Origin of the sequence: Thalassobaculum fulvum (genome assembly GCF_014652915.1) — a bacterium.
Classification (GTDB): domain Bacteria; phylum Pseudomonadota; class Alphaproteobacteria; order Thalassobaculales; family Thalassobaculaceae; genus Thalassobaculum_A; species Thalassobaculum_A fulvum.
This window is the reverse complement of sequence record NZ_BMZS01000007.1, coordinates 18,747-38,471: the sequence shown is the minus strand read 5'-3', so window position 1 is coordinate 38,471 and position 19,725 is coordinate 18,747. Positions and strand designations below refer to the sequence as shown.

The following is a 19,725-nucleotide window of genomic DNA, read 5'->3' as shown; positions in this document are numbered from 1 at the left end:
GGAATGACGACTGGTGAAGGAAATGGCGTGCCATCACTCCCATCGTCATTCCGGACGGCCGCGCTCGGGCGCGGCCGATCCGGAACCCACGGGGCGAAGGAGACCACCCGATGACCTCGCTCCCCGAGACCGCCACCGCCAGGAAACTCGGCCTGGTGATCGACCTGGACATCTGCGTCGGCTGCCATGCCTGCGCGGTGAACTGCAAGGAATGGAACACCGGCGGCCATTCCGCCCCGCTGACCGACTGGAACGCCTACTCGGGCACCGAGAGCAGCGACGGCGACGACGCCGGTGCCTGGGGCGTGTGGTTCAACCGCGTGCATACCTACGAGGTCGGCGACGGCGCCGAGGGCCGCACCGTGCACTTCCCGCGGTCCTGCCTGCACTGCGAGACCCCGGCCTGCGTGACCGTGTGCCCGACCGGCGCCAGCTACAAGCGCGAGGAGGACGGCATCGTCCTGGTCAACGCCGATCTGTGCATCGGCTGCAAGCTGTGCTCCTGGGCCTGCCCCTACGGCGCGCGCGAGTACGATCACGCCGACGGCGTGATGAAGAAGTGCACGCTGTGCATCGACCGGATCTACAACGAGAACCTCGAGGAGGTGGACCGGGTGCCGGCCTGCGTCTCGACTTGTCCGGCCGGCGCCCGGCACTTCGGCGACCTCGGCGATCCCGGCAGCGCGGTGTCGCAACTGGTCGCAGAGCGCGGCGGCTACGACCTGATGCCGGAGATGGGCTACAAGCCGGTCAACAAGTACCTGCCGCCGCGTCCCCAGAAGAAGACCTGCGGCGCCACCGGCGCGCCGAGCCGGCTGGAGCAGCTCGCCGCCGAGGCCGCCGACGCGGTGCCGGGTGGCGCGCCGCAGACCACCGGCGGGAAGTTCCTCGCCTGGGTCGACGCCGTGCTGTCGCGCTGACGGAGACGAAACGATGCATCCCGCCGCCTCCGTCATCTTCTTCACCACCGCCTCCGGCGCCGGCTACGGCCTGCTGTTCCTGCTGGGCCTCGCCGGTGCTGCCGGCCTGGTGCCGGCCAGCCTGGCGTTCGGGCTGGTCGGCTTCACCGTGGCACTCGGCCTGATCACCGCCGGCCTGATGGCCTCGACCTTCCACCTCGGCCATCCGGAGCGGGCCTGGCGGGCGCTGTCGCAGTGGCGCTCGTCCTGGCTGTCGCGCGAGGGCGTGGCGGCGGTCGCGACCTACCTGCCGGCCGGCCTGTTCGCGCTCGGCTGGGTGGTGTTCGGCACCGCCGGCGGCGTCTGGGGGCTGTTCGGCCTGCTGGCCAGCCTGGGCGCGGTCGCTACCGTGCTGTGCACCGGCATGATCTACGCCTCGCTGCCGACCATCCGGCAGTGGCGCCACCCGCTGACCGTGCCCGGCTACCTCGCCATCGGCCTGTACACCGGGGCGCTGTTGATGGCGCTGCTGACCGCGGCGTTCGGCGGCTCCGTGCAGATCTTCCTGTGGCTGGCGGTGGTCGCCGGGATCGGGGTGGCCGCCCTGAAGCTCGCCTACTGGCAGTCGATCGATTCCGGCGCGCCCGCCGCCACCGCCGAGAGCGCCACCGGCCTCGGCCGGCTCGGGCGGGTGCGGCTGCTGGAGGCGCCGACGACCTCGCAGAACTTCGTGATGCGCGAGATGGGCTACCGGGTCGCCCGCAAACACGCCCACAAGCTGCGGGCGATCGCCGGCGCCGTCGGCGTCGCCGCACCGGTCGTGCTGCTGCTGATCGGCGCGGTCGCCGGCGAGGACGCCGACGTCGTCCCGCTGTTCCTGGCGGCGCTGGCCGGCTCGGCCGGCGCGGTGGTCGAGCGCTGGCTGTTCTTCGCCGAGGCCACGCACGTGGTGACCACCTACTACGGCGCCGAGGCGGCGTAGATCGGGCGGCTGGGGTCAGGCGGCTGGGATCAGGCTGCCCAGATCTGACCGACCCTGCCGTAGTCGCAGATTGCCCGATCGGCGTGAACCAGAACAAGGTTCTCCATCGCCGCCTGCGCCACCAGCACTCTGTCGAACGGATCGGCGTGGTCCCAGTCGAGCGAACCGGCCATCACGCCGTGGGCCGGATCGATCGGCAGTGGGACGAACCCGCTGCCCTCGATGAGCCGCTCGAGAGGCCCCCGGAAAGCCATCCGCCCCTTGCGCGCCTTGATGGCGATTTCCCAGGGCGTGGCGGCGCTGACGTAGATGGTGTTGTCCGGGTCGCGGACCATGTCCCGCACATCCGGCCGCAAGCGTGCGTCACCTTCGTTCCACCACAACACCACATGGGTATCGAGCAGAAGGTCCATCAGTCCCGGCCTTCGAACATCTCGACGATTTCCGGATCGACCTCGTCGAAATCGTCGGCGATGTACGTGACCTGAATGACATGGGCCGGCTCGCGCGGCTTCCTTGGCTTTTCCACCGGCACCAGGCGCGCCATCGGCTTGCCGTGCTTGGCGATGACGATCTCCTCGCCGGCGGCGACCCGGTCGACCAGCGTCGAGAGATGGGTCTTCGCTTCGTACAGGTTCACCTGCGTCATCTCCCGCCTCGGCCGACTGCCTCACGACCTATGGAAGATGGTGGATCGGATTTTGTTGGTCAAGTTGGTCAAGGGCGAGTGTCATCTCCGCCCGGCGACCGCAGGTAGTAGTCGTCGTACGGCTCGTCGTGGGTCCACACGAAGCCGTGGCGCCTGTACAGCCGCGCCGCCGGGCTGCCCTTCAGCACGCCGAGCCGGATCGGCAGGCCGGCCGCGTCGGCCTCGCCGGTGAGCCGGGCCAGCACCGCGCCGCCGACGCCGCGGCCCTGCATCGCGTCGTCCAGATAGAAGTGCTCGAGTTCCAGCCCGTCGCCGGCCGGCTTGAGCGCGACGCAGCCGGCGAACCCGCCGTCGACCAGGATCAGCCGCAGATGGGTGGGATCGTAGCCGGCCCGGAAGTAGCGCCGGGCCCGCTCCGGGTCGAACCGCCCGACCCGCTCCAGATGCGGCCGCAGGACCCGGATGCGGAGGTCGAGCAGCCGCTCGAAATCGTCCTCGGTGGCCGGCTGGAAGTCGATCGTCGCGGTCGCGGCGGTCATGCCGGGCTCGTCTGGCTGGTGGTCGCGTCGTCTTCCCCGGGCGCCTCGGCCCGCGGGTCGAGCTCGGACACCACCGGGCTGGTGCGCGGCATCGCGACGAACGGCGCCTGGTCCTCGGGCGCCGCGCGGCGGGTCATCCGCCAGACCGCGAACAGCCCGACCGCCAGTGCCACCGCAGTGCCGAAGCCGTAGAACCCCCACGGCCCCACCAGCCCCATCGCGTTGGTCGCCGCGATCGGCCCGATGACGGCTCCCAGGCTGTAGGCCAGCAGCAGGCCGGCGCTGGCGGCCACCAGGTCGGCGGCGTCGATGTGGTCGTTGGCGTGCGCCACCGCGATCGAATACAGGGTCACCGCGACGCCGCCATAGGCGCCGGCCAGGATCACGAACGGCCAGAACCCGAGGCCGGGAACGAAGGCGAGCACCGCGCCCAGTGCCGCCGCTGCGAACAGCGAGGCGGTCAGCACGGTGCGGCGGTCGAACAGGTCCGACAGCTTGCCGAGCGGCCACTGCATCACCAGCCCGCCGAGGATGCCGGCCGACACGAAGATCGCGACCTGCGACACCTCCATGCCGATGGTGGTGGCGTAGACCGACGCGGTGGCGAACACCGCCCCCGCCAGCATCCCGCTGCCGAAGCTGCCGACGATGCCGAGCGGCGAGATCCGGTACAGCGCGACGAAGCCGAGCGCCGACGGCGCCACCTCGCCCGACGCCGCCGAGCGCGCCAGGGTGAGCGGCACCAGCGCCAGCGAGAACAGGATCGAGGCCACGCCGTACAGCACGAAGCTGGCCGGGTCGGCGAGGTTCAGCAGGAACTGGCCGGCGCCCATGGCGCCGTACTGCACCACCATGTAGATCGACAGCAGGGCACCGCGGGTGGCGTTCGAGGCGGCGCCGTTCATCCAGCTCTCGGCGACCATGTACACGCCGGCCATGCAGAACCCGAACATGACGCGCAGCACGAACCAGTAGACCGGCTCGACCGCGAAGGCGTGGCCGACGGCGGTCGCCGACACGATCGAGACCAGGGCGGCGAACGCCCGGACGTGGCCGACCCGCTCGATGATGCGGCCGCAGATCAGGCAGCCGAGCACCAGGCCGACGAAATAGCCGGACAGTACCAGGCCGGCGGTGCTGGCCGAGAACTCCGGATCGATGCCGAGACGGACGCCGAGCAGCGAGCTGAACAGGCCGTTGGCGCTCTGCAGCAGGGCGACACTGAGCAGCAGGGACGCAATCGAGGCAAAGGGGCTTGGCATGTCGGTCCTCCGCGCACCCGTCGGGCTGCGCTATCACGCCGCGGGGTCCGTGCCTACCCCGCAAGCGACTCCTTGCGGTCGGACGGCGGCTCGTCTATGCCGGGCGCCATGCGCTGGCGCACCCCCATCGGCGGCCTGGCCATCCTGGTCGGCCTCGCCCTCTATGCCGTCGCTGCCGCCACCCTCGGCGGCGCGCTGCCCGACAACGCCCTGCTGCAGGCGGTCTATTACCTGGCGGCCGGCCTGCTGTGGATCTTCCCGGCGGTCTGGATCATGGGCTGGGCCAGGCGCGACGACGGCGAGAGCTAGGCCGGCTTCCCTTCCGCCAGGAACGCCTTCATCCGCAGCCGCGCGGCGCCGGCGTCCATGTCGCGCTTGGCGCTCGGCGGCTCGGTCGGGGCGACCCGGGCCAGTACGAAGCTGCAGCCGCTGGCGTCGCGCAGGATGGCCCGGCCATGCTCGATGTCCGCCTCCGACGCCACCTTGGCCGTGATCCTGAAGCCGGCACCGCGGGCCATCGCCTCCAGGTCGGTGCCGCGGCCGGTGTGGGTCACCTGGCCGCCGGTCTCCAGGTAGTGGCCGTTGTCGACGCACAGCACCGACAGGTTGGCCGGGTCCAGGACCGCGATGGTGGCGAGCGTGCCGACACCCATCAGCAGCTCGCCGTCGCCGGTCACCACCATGACCCGGCGGTCGGGCCGGGCCAGCGCCAGCCCGAGCCCGGTCGACAGCGCCGCCCCCATCGCGCCGCCGAGCGCGAACAGGTTGGGACCGTCGCCGGTCAGGTGGCCGATGTCGCGCGAGGTGCCGCCGAGCCCGGTGACGAACAGGAAGTCGTCCGGGTCGCCGACCAGCGCCGGCACCGCGACCCGACGGTCGAGAACGTAGTCCATCGCCATGGTCACCTGGTCCGCGAACGAGGGGTGGGCCCGATGGCGAGAGTCTAGCGCTTGTTCCGGCAAACGGAATACCGATCTCGACCCAGGATCGGACCATCATGATGGCCTGTCCGCTGCTCTCTCTTGTACGGCCTGCCCCTCCTCCGCACTCGCATATTTGCCGAACCACTTCGGCCCGGTCATCATGGGCTGCCGCCAATTGGTCGTGAGACCGCAAATCACAATAAACGGCGACGGCACGCTGCCAGGTGCCACACAACAATGGGAGGAATGTCATGACTGCGAGTAGACACGGGCTGTCGCGCCGCACGGCGCTCGCCACCGGCGCCGCGCTGGTCGCCGCACCTGCATTCATCGGCTCCAGTTCGGCCCGGGCGCAGGAAAAGGTGACCTGGAAGGTGCAGTCGCACTGGCCGAAGGCCTCGGCCTCCTACGGCGACAGCCTGCAGGTCATCGCCGACGAACTGGCGGAGATCACCAAGGGCCGGTTCACCCTGAACCTTCACGGAGCCGGCGAGTTTGCGAAGGGCGCCGAGATCTTCCAGATCGTCAAGAAGGGCGTGGTCGAGATGGGCACCATCTCGCCCGGCTACATCCTCGGCGAAGCCCCGATGGCGGGCCTGTGCCTCGGTGTGCCGGGCACGTTCCGGGAGCCCTGGGAGTTCCAGCACTACCTGAAGAACATGGGCGCGGAAGCCATGTTCAACGAGGAGCTGGCCTACCACGGCGTCGTGAGCCGGGCCGAGAAGGTCTATCCGACCGAGCTCGTGGTCTCCAAGGAGATCGCGACGGCCGACGACTTCTCGGCCATGAAGCTGCGCTCCTCCGGTTCCTACCTCAAGTACCTGGAGGCCGCCGGCGCCGCACCGCAATATGTTGCGGGTCCGGAACTCTACCAGTCGCTGGCCTCGGGCGTCGTGGACGGTGCGCACTGGGGCGCGGCGCAGGGCGCCAAGTCCATGTCCCTGTGGGAGGTCGCCAAGTTCCACATGAAGCCGACGATGGGCCTCGCCATGGACACGCTGATCATGAACCAGAAGGCGGTCGATGCGCTGCCCGAGGATCTGCGGTTCACACTGATGACGCATCTGGAAACCCGGTTCTGGAAGCGGTGCGCCGAGTATCAGTACAAGGAGATGACGGCGCTGGCCGCCGGCATCGCCGAGCAGAGCGTCCAGGTGAAGCAGTTCCCGCAAGGCGTCCTCGACAAGTTCGCCGCCGCCTCGCGCGACATCCTCGAGGCGGAGCGCGCCAAGGGCGGCAACGCCGCCAAGGGCACGGACATGCTGGTCGAGTTCCTCAAGGTGCTCGGCTACGCCTGATCGCGACTCCGCCGGATCGACCGGGTCGGGGCGCGGATCCGCTCCGGCCCGCTTCGGCGGCGCGGCGCCCGGTCATGCGGCCGGGCGTCACGCCGGCGGATCCTCCGTACACTGAACAGAACGGATAGTGTCATGGGCGCCATTACGGCGATCGCCCGGGCGGTCACCACAACGAACCTCTGGATCGCCAGGGTCATCAACTGGGCCGTCCTGATCCTCTTCATTCTTCTGCTGATGGACGTGATCATGCGCAAGGTGGTCGGTGCGCCGATCTCGTGGTCGCAACAGGCGTCCCGGCTCATCTTCGGCGTCTACGCGGTCATTGGCGGCGGCTACCTGCTGGCCCGGCGCGAGCACGTCAACGTCGACCTGTTCTACGCGACCTTTTCGAAGAAGCGGAAGGCGGCGGTCGATATCGCGACGTCGTTTCTGTTCTTCAGTTTCATGATCGTGCTGCTGCCGAACGCCTACGACATGGCCGCCCAGTCCGTGTGCATGACCGAGGGCGTCCCGCCCTGGTGCAAGTGGGAGGTCGACGAGCTCGCTGTCTGGAAGGCGCCGCTCTGGCCGTCGAAATGGCTGATCGTCGTGGCGACGGTCCTCCTGCTGTTGCAGGGGATCGTCAAGCTGGCGGCGGACGTGATGATCGTGATGGGCATCGAGGTCGACGAATCCGCCTACGGTCCCGTCACCGACGGCGCGGAGGACAAGGTCGATGCTTGACATGGTCGCCGCCTACGCGGCCCTGGCCATTGAGTGGAAGACGTTCCTGTTCTTCGGCCTGCTGTTCCTGTTCATCCTGCTGGGCGTGCCGCTGACCTTCGTCCTCGGCGGCCTCAGCGTCATCTTCATCTTCGTCGAGTTCCAGGCGAACCCGGCATCGGACGGTCTCTACCTGGTCGCGTCGAAGATCTGGGACCTGATGGAGACGTCGGCGCTGATCGCGATCCCGCTCTACGTCTTCATGGCGATGGTGCTGGAGCGATCCGGTGTCGCCCACGCGCTCTACCGGATGATGCACCTCTGGTGGGGCGGGCTGCGCGGTGGCCTGGCCATCGGCACGGTGCTGATCTGCACGATCTTCGCCGCCATGTCGGGCATCTCCGGCGCCGCCGTCGTTACGATGGGCACCATCGCCCTGCCGCAGATGCTCTCGCGCGGCTACGATGCGCGGCTGGCCCTCGGTGCGATCAATTCCGGCGGCGGCTGGGGCATCCTGATCCCGCCGTCGATCCTGATGGTGCTCTACGCGCTGATCACCGAGGTCTCGGTCGGCAAGCTGTTCGCCGCGGGCGTCGGACCCGGCCTCCTGCTGTTCGTGCTGGTCTCCTTCTACATCGGCATCCGCTGTTGGGTGCAGCCGAAGCTGGGACCGTCGCTCCCGGCGGACGATCGGGGAAGCTGGTCGGAGAAGTTCGCCGCTCTCCGGTCCGTCCTGTTGCCGATCATGATCATCGTGATGGTTCTGGGCGCGATCTTCACCGGCCTGGCGACGGTGACCGAAGCGGCAGCGGTCGGTGTCCTGGGCGCCCTGGTGGCGAGCGCCGTGAACCGCAAGCTCGACGTGCAGCTGGTTCGGGAAGCCTCGATCCGCACCTTCCGCCTGACGACCCTGATCGCCTGGATCGTGTTCGCCGCCCATGCCTATTCGACGGCCTACACGGCGATGGGCGCCGAGGGCTTCATTACCGGCCTGACGGAACAGATTCCGGGCGGCGCCTGGGGGGCGCTGCTGTTCATGATGGCGGTGCTGTTCTTCCTCGGCATGGTGCTGGATCCGGTCGGAATCATGCTGATCACCCTGCCGGTGTTCCTGCCGCTGGTGAACGCGCACGGCTTCGACCCCGTGTGGTTCGGCATCCTCTTCGTCGTGATGATGGAAATCAGCTACATGACGCCGCCCTTCGGGTTCAACCTGTTCTATCTGAGATCGGTGACTCAGGCGGATCCGTCGATGCGACACCTGACCATGAAGGACATCTACTGGTCGGTCGGGCCCTACACGGTCGTCGAGCTGTTCGGCCTGTTCCTGATCGTGCTGTTCCCGTCGATCGCGCTCTGGCTGCCGGATCTGCTGTTCTCGGGAAAGTAGGGGTTCGCGCCCGCCATCCCCCGGGTCAGCCGTTCAGCTCAGGTATCGGGTGTCCGTCGGCGCCCCTAGAACGCCTTGGCGCCGAGCAGGCGCTGGGTCAGCAGCACCGCGGTCGGGCAGTTGCCCTTGAAGGCCTGGGCGATCGCCGCCGAGACGACGCCGGCGACGTCCTCGGCGCGGTCGACCCGCACGGTCCGGACGCCCATGGCCTGGAAGATCGGCTCGACCGCCCGACCCGCCGGATACTGCCACGGATTCCCCTCGCCGAAGTCGCCGCGCATGCTGACCAGGCACAGGAACGGGAACCGGCCGAGCGTAACCAGCGACAGCAGGTTGGCGCAGTTGCCGACGCCGCTGCTCTGGACCAGCAGGACGCCGCGCTGCCCGCCGAGGTCGGCCCCGGCCAGCAGGCCGACGCCCTCCTCCTCGGTGGTCAGCGACACCGCATGGACCTCGTTGTCGGCCAGCGCCAGCTCGATCAGGCGCTTGTGCCCGGCATCCGGGACATAGGCGAACTGGGTAATGCCGGCCGCCTTCAGCAGGCCGAATACCTGGTCCTGCCAGGGCACGGGCCCGGCGGAGGGGGCTGGGTCGGCCGGCACCTACAGCTCGCCGACCATGCCGGCCAGCTCGCCGGCGCTCAGCCACTCGTCGTTGCTGTCGCTGGCGTAGCGGAACTCCGGATCGACCGGCCGGGCGCCGCGCGCCGTCCAGTCGCGCATCGGGCCGTCGGTGAAGGCCGGCAGGACGATGTAGCGGTCGTCGATCTCGACGGTGGTGCGGGCGTCATCCTCCGGCACCATCACCTCGTGCAGCTTCTCGCCCGGCCGGATACCGACGACCTCGTGCGGCAGGCCCGGGCCCATGCAGGAGGCGACGTCGACGATCTTCATGCTCGGGATCTTCGGCACGAAGATCTCGCCGCCGTGCATCAGCTCCATCGACGACAGCACGAAGTTGACGCCCTGCTGCAGGGTGATCCAGAACCGCGTCATCCGCGGGTCGGTGATCGGCAGGCTGTCCTTCTTGTCGGCGACCAGCCTCTTGAAGAACGGGATGACGCTGCCGCGCGAACCGATGACGTTGCCGTAGCGCACCACCGAGAATCGGCAGCCGCCGGCACCCGACAGGTTGTTGGCGGCGATGAAGATCTTGTCGGACGCCAGCTTGGTGGCGCCGTACAGGTTGATCGGGTTGGCCGCCTTGTCGGTCGACAGCGCGATGACCTTCTGCACGCCGGTGCGGATCGCCGCCTTCACCACGTTCTCGGCACCGTCGACGTTGGTGCGCACGCACTCGAAGGGATTGTACTCGGCGGTCGGCACGTGCTTGAGGGCGGCGGCGTGCACCACGTAGTCGACGCCGCGCATCGCCATCTCCAGCCGGTCGACGTCGCGGACGTCGCCGATGAAGTAGCGGATCTCCCGGAACTCGGCGTCCGAGATGTCCTGCCCCATGTCGTACTGCTTCTGCTCGTCGCGCGAGAACACGATGCAGCGCCGGGTCTTGAAGCGACCGAGCACGGTGCGGATGAACTGGCGGCCGAACGACCCGGTGCCGCCGGTGACCAGCACCGTCTTGCCGTTCAGGTCGATGAAGCCGGTGTCGAACTGTCGGATCGCCATGTGACCCCGTGTCGCGCCCGCGCGGTTTGCGGCCGGGCGCCCGCGCCCGAATCGCCGCCATTGTCCCGCGCCGTCCGCGGATTGTGAAGCGCGGCGGTTGACAGCTCCGGTCCCGTGGGCGCTCGATTGCATACACGGCAGTTCGAAGGGCGGTCTCATGGCCGGTCTCCGGATTGCCGGTCTCTTGGGCATATGCCTGTCCCGATCGCCCGATTGACGGTCACGCGGAGCGGAAGGCCCGTCGGATTGTCTCCCAGAACGCCAGAATCCACGGTGTTCCGCGGGCATTGCGGATGGCATACGAATTGCGAAACCGGGCCGGCGCCGGTTGCCTCCCGAAGGGGACGGTCGGACGCACCGGCTAAGAAGCAAGGAGAGCAGGGATGAAGTTCAGTCGTCGAGCCTTCGTCGGAGGAGCGCTGGCCGCCCCCTTCGTCGCGTCGCTGCCGAGATCGGCAAGCGCCGCCGGCTCGGTCCTGCGGGTGATTCCGCACGCCGACCTGAAGAACATCGACCCGATCTGGACCACCGCGTACATCACGCGGAACCACGGGTACATGGTCTACGACACGCTGTTCGCGATGGACGAGACCCTGACCCCGCGGCCGCAGATGGTCGAGACCTACAACGTCAGCGACGACAAGCTGACCTGGACCTTCACCTTGCGCGACGGCCTGGCCTGGCACGACGGCCCGCCGGTCACCGCCGAGGACTGCGTGGCCTCGCTGAAGCGCTGGGGCAAGCGCGACGGCATGGGCCAGAAGCTCATGCAGTACACCGCGAGCCTGGAGGCGGTCGACGCCAAGACCTTCGTGCTCAAGCTCGAGAAGCCGTTCGGCCTGGTGCTCGACGCGATCGGCAAGATCTCGTCGAACGTGCCGTTCATGATGCCGAAGCGGCTGGCCGAGACCGACCCGTTCAAGCAGGTTCCGGAGGTCATCGGCTCCGGCCCGTTCAAGTTCCTGAAGGACGAGTGGGTCCCTGGCTCCAAGGTGGTGTACGCCAAGAACGAGGCCTACGTGCCGCGCAAGGAGCCGGCGAGCGCCGCTTCCGGCGGCAAGGTCGCCAAGGTCGACCGGGTCGAGTGGCTGTACATCCCGGATCCGACCACCGCGATGAACGCGCTGATCTCCGGCGAGGTCGACTACTACGAGCAGGTCCCGGGTGACCTGGCGCCGATCATCGGCCAGACCCCGGGCATCACCGTCGAGGTGCTCGACCCGCTCGGCAGCCAGGGCATGCTGCGGTTCAACCACCTGCTTAAGCCGTTCGACAAGCCCGAGATCCGGCGTGCCGTGATCACCGCGGTCCAGCAGGAGAAGTTCCTGCAGGCCGGCGTCGGCAACCCGGACTTCTACAAGGTCTGCGAGAGCTACTTCCCGTGCGGCTCGCCGCTCGAGAACGACGCCGGGCTGGACATGATCCGGCCGCACACCATCGAGGCCGCCAAGAAGCTGCTGGCCGAGGGCGGTTACGACGGCACCAAGGTGGTGCTGATGCAGCCGACCGACATCCCGATCACCTCGGCGTTCAGCCTGGTCGCCGCCGAGACCATGCGGTCGATGGGCATGGAGGTCGAGATCCAGGCGATGGACTGGTCGACCCTGACCTCGCGCCGGGCCAAGAAGGACCCGGTCGAAAACGGCGGCTGGAACGTCTTCCACACGTGGTGGATCGGCGGCGATCTGGTCAACCCGATCGCCGCGGTCGGCCTGTCCGGCGGCGGCACCGAGAAGGCGTGGTTCGGCTGGCCGACCGACGCCAAGATGGAAGAGCTGCGGGACAAGTTCGCGTTCACCAGCGATCCGGCCGCGCAGAAGGATCTGGCCAAGCAGATCCAGAAGCGGGCGATCGAGATCGGCACCCATGCCAACGTCGGCACCTTCTTCGTGCCGTGCGGCTATCGGGAGAACGTGAAGGGGATGATCAAGTCCCCGGTCCAGTTCTTCTGGAACATGTCGGTGTGACGAGCGTTCGGCTCCGGCGGCCCCGGCCGCCGGAGCCGGCACCGCCGTCGTCCGGAGTGGCGGGTGGATCCCGGAGGCGCTAAGCAGTCTCCCGGGTCCACCCGCCCCTCCGATCGGCTGTAGACTTGCCGCCGATCCGAGACCGACCACCCGAAAGGCACTCTCGACCATGTGGATGTTCATCGGCCGACGAGCGGTCGCCACCATACCGGTGATGCTGGTGGTGGCGTTCGTCGTGTTCATGATCCTGCGGCTGTCGCCCGGCGACCCGGCCACGGTGATCGCCGGCGACTACGCCAGCCCGGCCGACATCGCCCGGATCCGCGCGCAGCTCGGCCTCGACCAGCCGGTGGCGCTGCAGTTCGTCAGCTGGATCGGCCGCCTGGTGCAGGGCGACCTCGGGATCTCGATCTTCTCGAACCTGCCGGTGACCACGCTGATCGGCCAGCGGCTGGAACCGACCCTGATGCTGTCGCTGACCACCGTGGTGTTCTCGGTGCTGGTGGCGGTGCCGCTGGGTGCGGTGGCGGCCTGGAAGTCGGGCACCTGGATCGACCGCACGGTGATGGTGGTCGCCGTGCTCGGCTTCTCGGTGCCGGTGTTCGTGCTCGGCTACTTCCTGGTCTACGGCTTCTCGCTGGAGCTGAAGTGGCTGCCGGTGCAGGGCTACAAGAGCCCGGCCGACGGCATCGGCCTGTTCTTCCGGCACATCGCGCTGCCGGCCGGCGCCCTGTCGGCGTTCTACATCGCTCTGGTGGCGCGCATCACCCGGGCCAGCGTGCTGGAGGTGCTGGAGGAGGACTACATCCGCACCGCCCGCGCCAAGGGCCAGGTCGAGAGCAAGGTGCTGCTGGTGCACGCCCTGCGCAACGCGTCGGTGCCGATCGTCACGGTGATCGGCCTCGGCATCGCGGCGCTGATCGGCGGCGTGGTGATCACCGAGAGCGTGTTCAACATCCCGGGGCTGGGCCGGCTGGTGGTCGACGCGATCCTGAAGCGCGACTACCCGATCATCCAGGGCCTGATCCTGTTCTTCTCGTTCCTGTACATCCTTCTGAACCTGCTGATCGACATCGTCTACACGGTGCTCGATCCGAGGATCCGGTATTGACCGAGCAAACGTCATCCGCGGGGAGCCGCCGCCGTTCCGGGCCGTGGTCCCTGCTCGCCGGCCATCCGATCGGCATCATCGGCGCGGCCGTCATGATCGTCGTGGTCGCCGCCGCCATCCTGGCGCCGCTGCTGGGGACCAGCGACCCGATCGCGCTGAACCCGGTCAACCGCCTCAAGCACCCGAGCGAGCTGTTCTGGCTGGGCACCGACATGTACGGCCGCGACGTCTGGAGCCGCGTGGTCTACGGCGCCCGGGTGTCGCTGACCGTCGGGGTCTCGGCGGCGGCGCTGTCGGTGGTGTTCGGGCTGCTGATCGGCATGGTCGCCGGTTATGTGCGCTGGCTCGACGGCATCGTCATGCGGGTCATGGACGGGCTGATGGCGATCCCCGGCATCCTGCTGGCGATCGCGCTGGTCTCGCTGTCCGGCGCCAGCATCGTCACCGTGATCATCGCCATCACCATCCCGGAGATCCCGCGCGTGGTGCGGCTGGTGCGCTCGGTGGTGCTGTCGGTGCGCGAGGAGCCCTATGTCGAGGCGGCGATCTCGGTCGCCACCCCGGTCACCAAGATCCTGCGCAAGCACATCCTGCCGAACACCATCCCGCCGTTGATCGTGCAGGCCACCTATGTCTGCGCCTCGGCGATGCTGACCGAATCCTTCCTGTCGTTCCTGGGTGCCGGCACCCCGCCGGAGGTCCCGAGCTGGGGCAACATGATGGCCGAGGGCCGGCTGTTCTTCCCGCTGGCGCCCTGGATCGTGCTGTTCCCGGGCGTGGCGCTGGCGCTGACCATCCTGGCCGTCAACGTGCTGGGCGACGCGCTACGCGACAAGCTCGACCCGAAACTGGCGAGGCGCATATGACCGGGGGCGCTCCCATGACCGGGCCCACGAACGGGCCCATGACCGAGCGACGCACCGTCCTCGACGTCCGCGGCCTGACCGTCCGGCTGCCGGACGGCGCCGACCGGCGCCACGCGGTCGAGGACGTGTCGCTGACCGTCGGTGCCGGCGAGATCGTCTGCATCGTCGGCGAGTCCGGCTCCGGCAAGTCGGTCACCGCCTTCACGGTGATGGGCCTGCTGCCCAAGCAGCAGCTCAGGCCGGTGGCCGGCCAGATCCTGTTCGAGGGCGCCGACCTGCTGACCAAGTCGGCGGCCGAGCTGCGCGCCATGCGCGGCGAGCGGCTGTCGATGATCTTCCAGGAGCCGATGACGGCGCTGAACCCGGTGATGACGGTCGGCGACCAGATCGGCGAGGTGCTGGACATCCACACCAGCCTGGACCGCGGCGAGCGCGAGCAACGGGTGCTGGAGATCATGGACCTGGTCCGCCTGCCGGACCCGAAGGCCATGCTGAACGCCTACCCGCACCAGCTCTCGGGCGGCCAGCGCCAGCGCATCATGATCGCCTGCGCCCTGGTGCTGGACCCGGCGCTGCTGATCGCCGACGAGCCGACGACCGCGCTCGACGTCACGACCCAGGCGCAGATCCTGAAGCTGATCAAGGAGATGCAGGAGCGGCGCGGCACCGGCGTGCTGTTCATCACCCACGACTTCGGCGTCGTCGCCGACATCGCCGACCGCGTGGTGGTGATGCAGCGCGGCCGGGTGGTGGAGAGCGGCACCGCCGACGAGATCCTGCGGCGGCCGAGCCATCCCTACACCCAGATGCTGATCGGCTCGGTGCCGAGCCTGCATCCGCCGGCGCGCGCGCCGCTGCACCACGCGCCGGTGGCGCTGGAGACCCGCGGCCTCGGCAAGACCTACGGCGGCGGCGGGTTCTTCCGCAAGGACCGCACGGTCAAGGCGGCGACCGACGTCAACCTGGTGGTGCGCAAGGGCGAGACCCTGGGCATCGTCGGCGAGTCCGGCTCCGGCAAGTCGACGGTGGCGCGCTGCGTGGTCCGGCTGATCGACCCGACCGAGGGCGAGATCTACCTGCACGACGCCGAGGTGGCGAAGCTGTCGGCCTCGCTGCTGCGCAAGCACCGCAAGCGCGTGCAGATCGTGTTCCAGGACCCCTACCGCTCGCTGAACCCGCGGCAGACCGTGGCTGAGTCGATCATCGAGGGGCCGATGAACTTCGGGGTCAGCCGAGCCGACGCCCTGGCCAAGGCGCGCGAGCTGATGACCCTGGTCGGGCTCGAGCCCGACGCCGTCGACCGCTACCCGCACCAGTTCTCCGGCGGCCAGCGCCAGCGCATCTGCATCGCCCGCGCCCTGGCGATGGAGCCCGACGTGCTGATCGCCGACGAGGCGGTCTCCGCACTCGACGTCTCGGTGCAGGCGCAGGTGCTGGAACTGCTCGACGACGTCCGCAAGCGGTTCAACCTGGCGGTGCTGTTCATCACCCACGATTTGCGCGTCGCGGCGCAGATCTGCGACCGCATCATGGTGATGCACAAGGGTAAGGTGGTCGAGGAAGGCTCGACCGCCGAGGTTTTCGCCAACCCGCGCGAGGACTACACCAAGGCCCTGTTCGACGCCGCCCCCGGGCGCGGGTACGAGTTCGGCGGGGTGCGGGCGGCGGAGTAGCGGGGGCGGGGCGGAGGACGCGCATCGACCGCCCCACTCCTGTCGTCATTCCGGAGCGGGACGCCGGAGGCGGAACGCATCCGGAACCCACCGGCCGCCACCTGCGCCCGTCGCTTCGCGGGTTCCGGATGAGCCGGGCTGCTGCGCGTCTCTCCGGAATGACGGCGGGGAGAAATGGCTGGCGGGGAAGGCAACCGGTCACGCGCAGTCTTCCGAGAATCGGGGGATCCTGCTACCCCGTGCGGCGGACCGACCCTCACGGAGACACCGACCATGCTCGACCCGGCACGCGTGCAGGAGGCCGCCGACCTGATCTGGAAGCACTGGCAGGCCGGGACCGCGATGCCGGCACTGCCGGACGGGCTGCGCCCCGAAACCCGCGACCAGGGCTACAAGGTGCAGGCCGGGCTGGAGCGCTTCACCGCCCAGCCGCCGTACGGCTGGAAGATCGCCGCCACCAGCGTCGCCGGGCAGAAGCACATCGGGGTCGACGGGCCGCTGGCCGGGCGCATCCTGGCCGAACGGGTGCAGGCACCGGGCGCCACCGTCTCGCTGGCCGGAAACCGCATGCTGGTGGCCGAGCTGGAGTTCGCGTTCCGGTTCGCCCGCGACCTGCCGCCGCGCGCCGACCCCTACGACCGAGCCGAGGTGCTGGACGCGGTCGCCGCTCTGCACCCCGCGGTCGAGGTGCCGGATTCCCGGTTCGAGCGGTTCGAGACCGCCGGCGCCGCCCAACTGATCGCCGAGGCCGCCTGCGCCCGCGACTTCGTGCTGGGCGCGCCGACGACCGCGGACTGGCGAGCCATCGACCTGGCGGCGCACCGGGTGCTCGGCACCATGCCGCGGACCGGCGAGCACCCGGGCGTCGGCTCCAACGTGCTCGGCGATCCCCGCGTGGCGCTGACCTGGCTGGTCAACGAGCTGTCCGGCCAGGGCATCGCGCTCGCCGCCGGCCAGGTCGTCACCACCGGCACCTGCGTGGTGCCGATCCCGATCCGGCCCGGCGACCGGCTGCACGGCGATTTCGGCGTGCTGGGAACGATCGAGGTGGCGTTCGGGGGGTAGCCACCGGTCCGGCCCGTCGCTTCGTGGGTTCCGGATGCGTCCCGCCTGCGGCGGTTCGCTCCGGAATGACGACAAGGAGAGGGGGCGACGACGGCTTCTCCGATTTCCGACGTCATTCCGGACGGACGCGCCGCCCCGGCGCGGTCGAGCCGGAACCCACGGCGCGACGGTCGCCCGTTACCCGATCCCGAGCACCTCGCCGAGCGCGTCGACCACCCGGTCGACGTCGGCCTCGGCCATGCCCGGGAACAGCGGCAGCGACAGGCAGCGCGCGTAGTAGGCCTCGGCCCCCGGCAGCCCGGGGGTCGGGTGATGGTCGCGGAACCAGGGCTGGCCGTGCACGGGGACGTAGTGCACCTGGGTGCCGATGCCGCGCTCGCGCAGCCGGTTCATCACCGCCGCCCGCTCGATGCCGAGGGCGGCGAAGTCGATCAGCGCCACCGACAGGTGCCAGGCCGGCTCGCAGCCCTCGGCGACCGGCAGCGGCCGGACATGCGGGCCGAGCCCGGCCAACCGCTCGACATAGCGCACCCTGAGCGACCGGCGCGCCGCCACGAAGCGGTCGAGCTTGGTGAGCTGGCGCAGGCCGAGGGCGGCGTGGATGTCGGAGAGCCGGTAGTTGAAGCCCGGCTCCGGCATCTCGTAGTACCAGGGGTTCGCCGCTCCGGTGGAATCGAACGCCCGCGCGGTGTCGGTGAAGCGCGAAGGGTCGCGCACCATGCCGTGGTTGCGGAACCGCCGCATGCGCTCGTCGAGACCCGCGTCGCGGGTCGTCAGCACCCCGCCCTCGCCGGTGGCGATGGTCTTGACCGGGTGAGTGGAGAACATGGCGATGGCGCTGTCCGGCACCGCGCCGACCTTGTGCCGGCCCTGGTCGCGGGCCCGCATGCTGCCGCCGAGCGCGTGGCAGGCGTCCTCGACGATCGGCACGCCCGGGAACGCGTCGGCCAGCGCCGCCACGTCGACGCAATGGCCGTTCAGGTGCACCGCGACGAGCGCCTTCACCCGCTCGCGGCCGGCACGCGCGGCGGCGGCCTCGGCTTGCGCCACGGTCATCAGCCCGGTGTCCGGATCGACGTCGGCGAACGCCACGTCGGCCCCGACATAGGCGGCGCAGTTGGCGCTCGCCAGGAAGGTGACGGTCGGGACCACCACCGCGTCGCCCGGCCCGATTCCGAGCGCCAGCATCGCCAGGTGCAGGCCGGCGGTGCCGCTGGAGCAGGCGACCGCATGCGGCGCGTCGACGGCGGCCGCGAACGCCGCCTCGAAGGCGTCGACGGTCGGTCCGGTGGTCAGGAAGTCGCCCTTCAGCACCTCGACCACGGCGGCCACGTCGTCGTCGTCGATGACCTGCCGGCCGTAGGGCAGGAAGGGCGGCAGGGAGGGCGGAGGGACGCTCACCGGCCTACTTCTCCCGGAGCGCGGTCTCGAGCGAGCGCGCGATCGGCGCGATCAGGTAGTCGAGCATGGTCTGCTCCCCGGTCGAGATGATCGCCAGCGCCGGCATGCCGGGCACCAGGTCGATCTCGAAGCGTTTGAGCATCGCCGGGTCCAGCCGGATGCGCGCCTCGTAGAACGGCGGTCCCTGCTCCGGCCGCACCACGTCCGGCGAGATCTGGGTGACGTGGCCCTCGATCGGCTTGAAGGTACGTTGGTTGAACGAGGTCAGGCGGACCGTCGCCAGCGCGCCCTCGTGCACGCTGTCGATGTCGTTCGGGTCGAGCTGGGCCCGCACGATCAGTTCCTCGCCCTCCGGAACCAGGTTGAGGATCGGGTCGCCGGGCGCGATCACGCCGCCGCGGGTGTGGAACCGCAGCCCGTAGATCTGGCCGGATTCCGGGGCCGTGACGGTGGTCCGGTTCAGCGCGTCCCTGGCCGCGGTCAGCTGCTGGCGCAGGTCCTGGATCTCGTTCTGGACGGTGCGCAGGTCGGTCTCGATCTCGGCGGTGGTGTTCTCGACCAGCCCGGCCTTCTGGAACTCGGTCTCGGCGATCGTCTGCGAAGCCCGGGCCATCAGCGCCTCGCGGTTGTCGATCGAGCCCTCCAGCTCGGCCTGGGTACGCTGCAGGGCCAGCAGCCGCGGCTTGCGCTCCAACCCCTTCTCGTACAGCTCGCGGACGCCGAAGATCTCCTCGTCGATGATCGCCAGCTGCCGGCGGTCGGAGCGCTGTTGCGCCTTCAGGGCGGCGATCTCCTCCCTCGCCTTGGCGATCCGCCGGTCCAGCAGGTGCAGTTGGTTCTCTACCGCGGCCCGGCGTCCCTCGAACAGCCGCCGCTCGCCCTCGACGATCTCGGCCGCGTGGATCCCGTTGGGGTCGCTCGTCAGTTCGCCCGGAAACTGGACGGTCTGGGCGTTCGCGCGCTCCGCCAGCAGGCGCGCCTCGCGGCCGAGCGCCGCCACGTACTGCTGGTGGACCCGGTCGTATTGGGTCCGGGCCCGGGTCGGATCGAGCACGATCAGCGGCTGGCCGGCCTTCACCCGGTCGCCCTCGCGCACCAGGATCTCCTGGATCAACCCGCCCTCCAGGTGCTGGACGATGCGCTGGTTGCCGGAGACCTGAACCTGGCCCTGGGCGACCGCCCCGGACTCCAACGGCGCGAGAGCCGCCCACAGGCCGAACACCCCGAAGAACATGAACACAATGCCGTAGCCGATCCACAGCACCCGCTTCCAGCCGACCGGGTTGTGCCCCTCGTCTGCCCCCAGCGGGTCGTGCCAGGGGGACAGATCCCGGGTTCTGTCGTCGCGCACCAGAGCCATGGCCGACCGCGCC

At 69.5% G+C, this 19,725-nt stretch carries 20 protein-coding genes; 11 read left to right on the top strand and 9 right to left on the bottom strand.

Annotated features, from left to right (window positions below; genetic code table 11):
- Window positions 1–110 precede the first annotated feature (110 nt).
- Both IE246_RS15180 and IE246_RS15175 read left to right on the top strand, forming a co-directional pair.
- On the top strand, window positions 111–920 hold the full coding sequence (locus IE246_RS15180; protein ID WP_189991089.1) for a 4Fe-4S dicluster domain-containing protein: 810 nt from the start codon (window positions 111–113) through the stop codon (window positions 918–920).
- 13 nt (window positions 921–933) lie between these two features.
- Window positions 934–1,881, top strand: coding sequence for a dimethyl sulfoxide reductase anchor subunit family protein (locus tag IE246_RS15175; RefSeq protein WP_189991086.1), 948 nt, complete (start codon window positions 934–936; stop codon window positions 1,879–1,881).
- Between the two features lie 29 nt (window positions 1,882–1,910).
- Here IE246_RS15175 and IE246_RS15170 read toward each other — a convergent pair whose 3' ends face one another.
- The 4 genes from IE246_RS15170 to IE246_RS15155 all read right to left on the bottom strand — a co-directional run bounded on the left by IE246_RS15170 (window position 1,911) and on the right by IE246_RS15155 (window position 4,331).
- Entirely contained in the window at window positions 1,911–2,294 is a 384-nt protein-coding gene (locus IE246_RS15170) for a type II toxin-antitoxin system VapC family toxin (protein ID WP_189991084.1), read from the bottom strand.
- A complete protein-coding gene (locus IE246_RS15165; RefSeq protein ID WP_189991082.1) occupies window positions 2,294–2,530 on the bottom strand; it encodes a type II toxin-antitoxin system Phd/YefM family antitoxin in 237 nt (78 codons plus the stop codon). The genes IE246_RS15170 and IE246_RS15165 overlap by 1 nt, the downstream gene beginning before the upstream one ends.
- A gap of 68 nt (window positions 2,531–2,598) precedes the next feature.
- On the bottom strand, window positions 2,599–3,069 hold the full coding sequence (locus tag IE246_RS15160; RefSeq protein ID WP_189991080.1) for a GNAT family N-acetyltransferase: 471 nt from the start codon (window positions 3,067–3,069) through the stop codon (window positions 2,599–2,601).
- Window positions 3,066–4,331, bottom strand: coding sequence for an MFS transporter (locus IE246_RS15155; RefSeq protein WP_189991078.1), 1,266 nt, complete (start codon window positions 4,329–4,331; stop codon window positions 3,066–3,068). Before IE246_RS15155 ends, IE246_RS15160 begins: the two co-directional genes overlap by 4 nt.
- A gap of 96 nt (window positions 4,332–4,427) precedes the next feature.
- Between IE246_RS15155 and IE246_RS15150 the strand changes: the two genes are divergently transcribed.
- Complete coding sequence (locus IE246_RS15150) at window positions 4,428–4,640, top strand: DUF2842 domain-containing protein (RefSeq protein WP_229837211.1); 213 nt, start codon at window positions 4,428–4,430, stop codon at window positions 4,638–4,640.
- On the opposite strand, the gene IE246_RS15145 is transcribed toward IE246_RS15150, so the two are convergent.
- Complete coding sequence (locus IE246_RS15145; RefSeq protein ID WP_229837209.1) at window positions 4,637–5,224, bottom strand: thiamine pyrophosphate-dependent enzyme; 588 nt, start codon at window positions 5,222–5,224, stop codon at window positions 4,637–4,639. The two genes, IE246_RS15150 and IE246_RS15145, sit on opposite strands and share 4 nt — an antisense overlap.
- 281 nt (window positions 5,225–5,505) lie before the next feature.
- Between IE246_RS15145 and dctP the strand changes: the two genes are divergently transcribed.
- From dctP to IE246_RS15130, 3 genes are all read left to right on the top strand, one after another.
- Window positions 5,506–6,552 carry a TRAP transporter substrate-binding protein DctP gene (gene dctP, locus IE246_RS15140; RefSeq protein WP_189991074.1) on the top strand — a complete coding sequence of 349 codons (1,047 nt, stop codon included), beginning with the start codon at window positions 5,506–5,508 and terminating at the stop codon, window positions 6,550–6,552.
- A gap of 132 nt (window positions 6,553–6,684) precedes the next feature.
- Entirely contained in the window at window positions 6,685–7,275 is a 591-nt protein-coding gene (locus IE246_RS15135; RefSeq protein WP_189991072.1) for a TRAP transporter small permease subunit, read from the top strand.
- Complete coding sequence (locus IE246_RS15130) at window positions 7,268–8,644, top strand: TRAP transporter large permease (RefSeq protein WP_229837208.1); 1,377 nt, start codon at window positions 7,268–7,270, stop codon at window positions 8,642–8,644. Before IE246_RS15135 ends, IE246_RS15130 begins: the two co-directional genes overlap by 8 nt.
- A 65-nt stretch (window positions 8,645–8,709) precedes the next feature.
- Here the strand turns inward: IE246_RS15130 and IE246_RS15125 are convergent, their stop codons facing one another.
- Window positions 8,710–9,213, bottom strand: a complete 504-nt coding sequence (locus IE246_RS15125) for a thiamine pyrophosphate-binding protein (RefSeq protein WP_189991070.1) — start codon at window positions 9,211–9,213, stop codon at window positions 8,710–8,712.
- 33 nt (window positions 9,214–9,246) lie between these two features.
- Window positions 9,247–10,269 carry a UDP-N-acetylglucosamine 4,6-dehydratase (inverting) gene (pseB, locus tag IE246_RS15120; protein WP_189991068.1) on the bottom strand — a complete coding sequence of 341 codons (1,023 nt, stop codon included), beginning with the start codon at window positions 10,267–10,269 and terminating at the stop codon, window positions 9,247–9,249.
- A gap of 383 nt (window positions 10,270–10,652) precedes the next feature.
- Here pseB and IE246_RS15115 point away from each other — a divergent pair, with 383 nt between their 5' ends.
- The 5 genes from IE246_RS15115 to IE246_RS15095 all read left to right on the top strand — a co-directional run bounded on the left by IE246_RS15115 (window position 10,653) and on the right by IE246_RS15095 (window position 16,951).
- Window positions 10,653–12,236, top strand: coding sequence for an ABC transporter substrate-binding protein (locus tag IE246_RS15115; protein ID WP_189991066.1), 1,584 nt, complete (start codon window positions 10,653–10,655; stop codon window positions 12,234–12,236).
- A 169-nt stretch (window positions 12,237–12,405) separates the two neighbouring features.
- On the top strand, window positions 12,406–13,347 hold the full coding sequence (locus IE246_RS15110; protein ID WP_189991064.1) for an ABC transporter permease: 942 nt from the start codon (window positions 12,406–12,408) through the stop codon (window positions 13,345–13,347).
- A gap of 92 nt (window positions 13,348–13,439) precedes the next feature.
- Window positions 13,440–14,213: an ABC transporter permease gene (locus IE246_RS15105; protein ID WP_189991062.1), complete on the top strand. Its 774-nt coding sequence runs from the start codon at window positions 13,440–13,442 to the stop codon at window positions 14,211–14,213.
- 38 nt (window positions 14,214–14,251) lie between these two features.
- Entirely contained in the window at window positions 14,252–15,886 is a 1,635-nt protein-coding gene (locus IE246_RS15100; protein ID WP_189991060.1) for an ABC transporter ATP-binding protein, read from the top strand.
- Between the two features lie 273 nt (window positions 15,887–16,159).
- Entirely contained in the window at window positions 16,160–16,951 is a 792-nt protein-coding gene (locus IE246_RS15095; RefSeq protein WP_189991058.1) for a 2-keto-4-pentenoate hydratase, read from the top strand.
- A gap of 177 nt (window positions 16,952–17,128) precedes the next feature.
- Here the strand turns inward: IE246_RS15095 and pseC are convergent, their stop codons facing one another.
- Together pseC and IE246_RS15085 are read right to left on the bottom strand one after the other, a co-directional pair.
- Window positions 17,129–18,352 carry a UDP-4-amino-4,6-dideoxy-N-acetyl-beta-L-altrosamine transaminase gene (gene pseC / locus IE246_RS15090; protein ID WP_189991056.1) on the bottom strand — a complete coding sequence of 408 codons (1,224 nt, stop codon included), beginning with the start codon at window positions 18,350–18,352 and terminating at the stop codon, window positions 17,129–17,131.
- 4 nt (window positions 18,353–18,356) lie between these two features.
- Window positions 18,357–19,712 carry an HlyD family type I secretion periplasmic adaptor subunit gene (locus IE246_RS15085; protein ID WP_189991054.1) on the bottom strand — a complete coding sequence of 452 codons (1,356 nt, stop codon included), beginning with the start codon at window positions 19,710–19,712 and terminating at the stop codon, window positions 18,357–18,359.
- Window positions 19,713–19,725 lie beyond the last annotated feature (13 nt).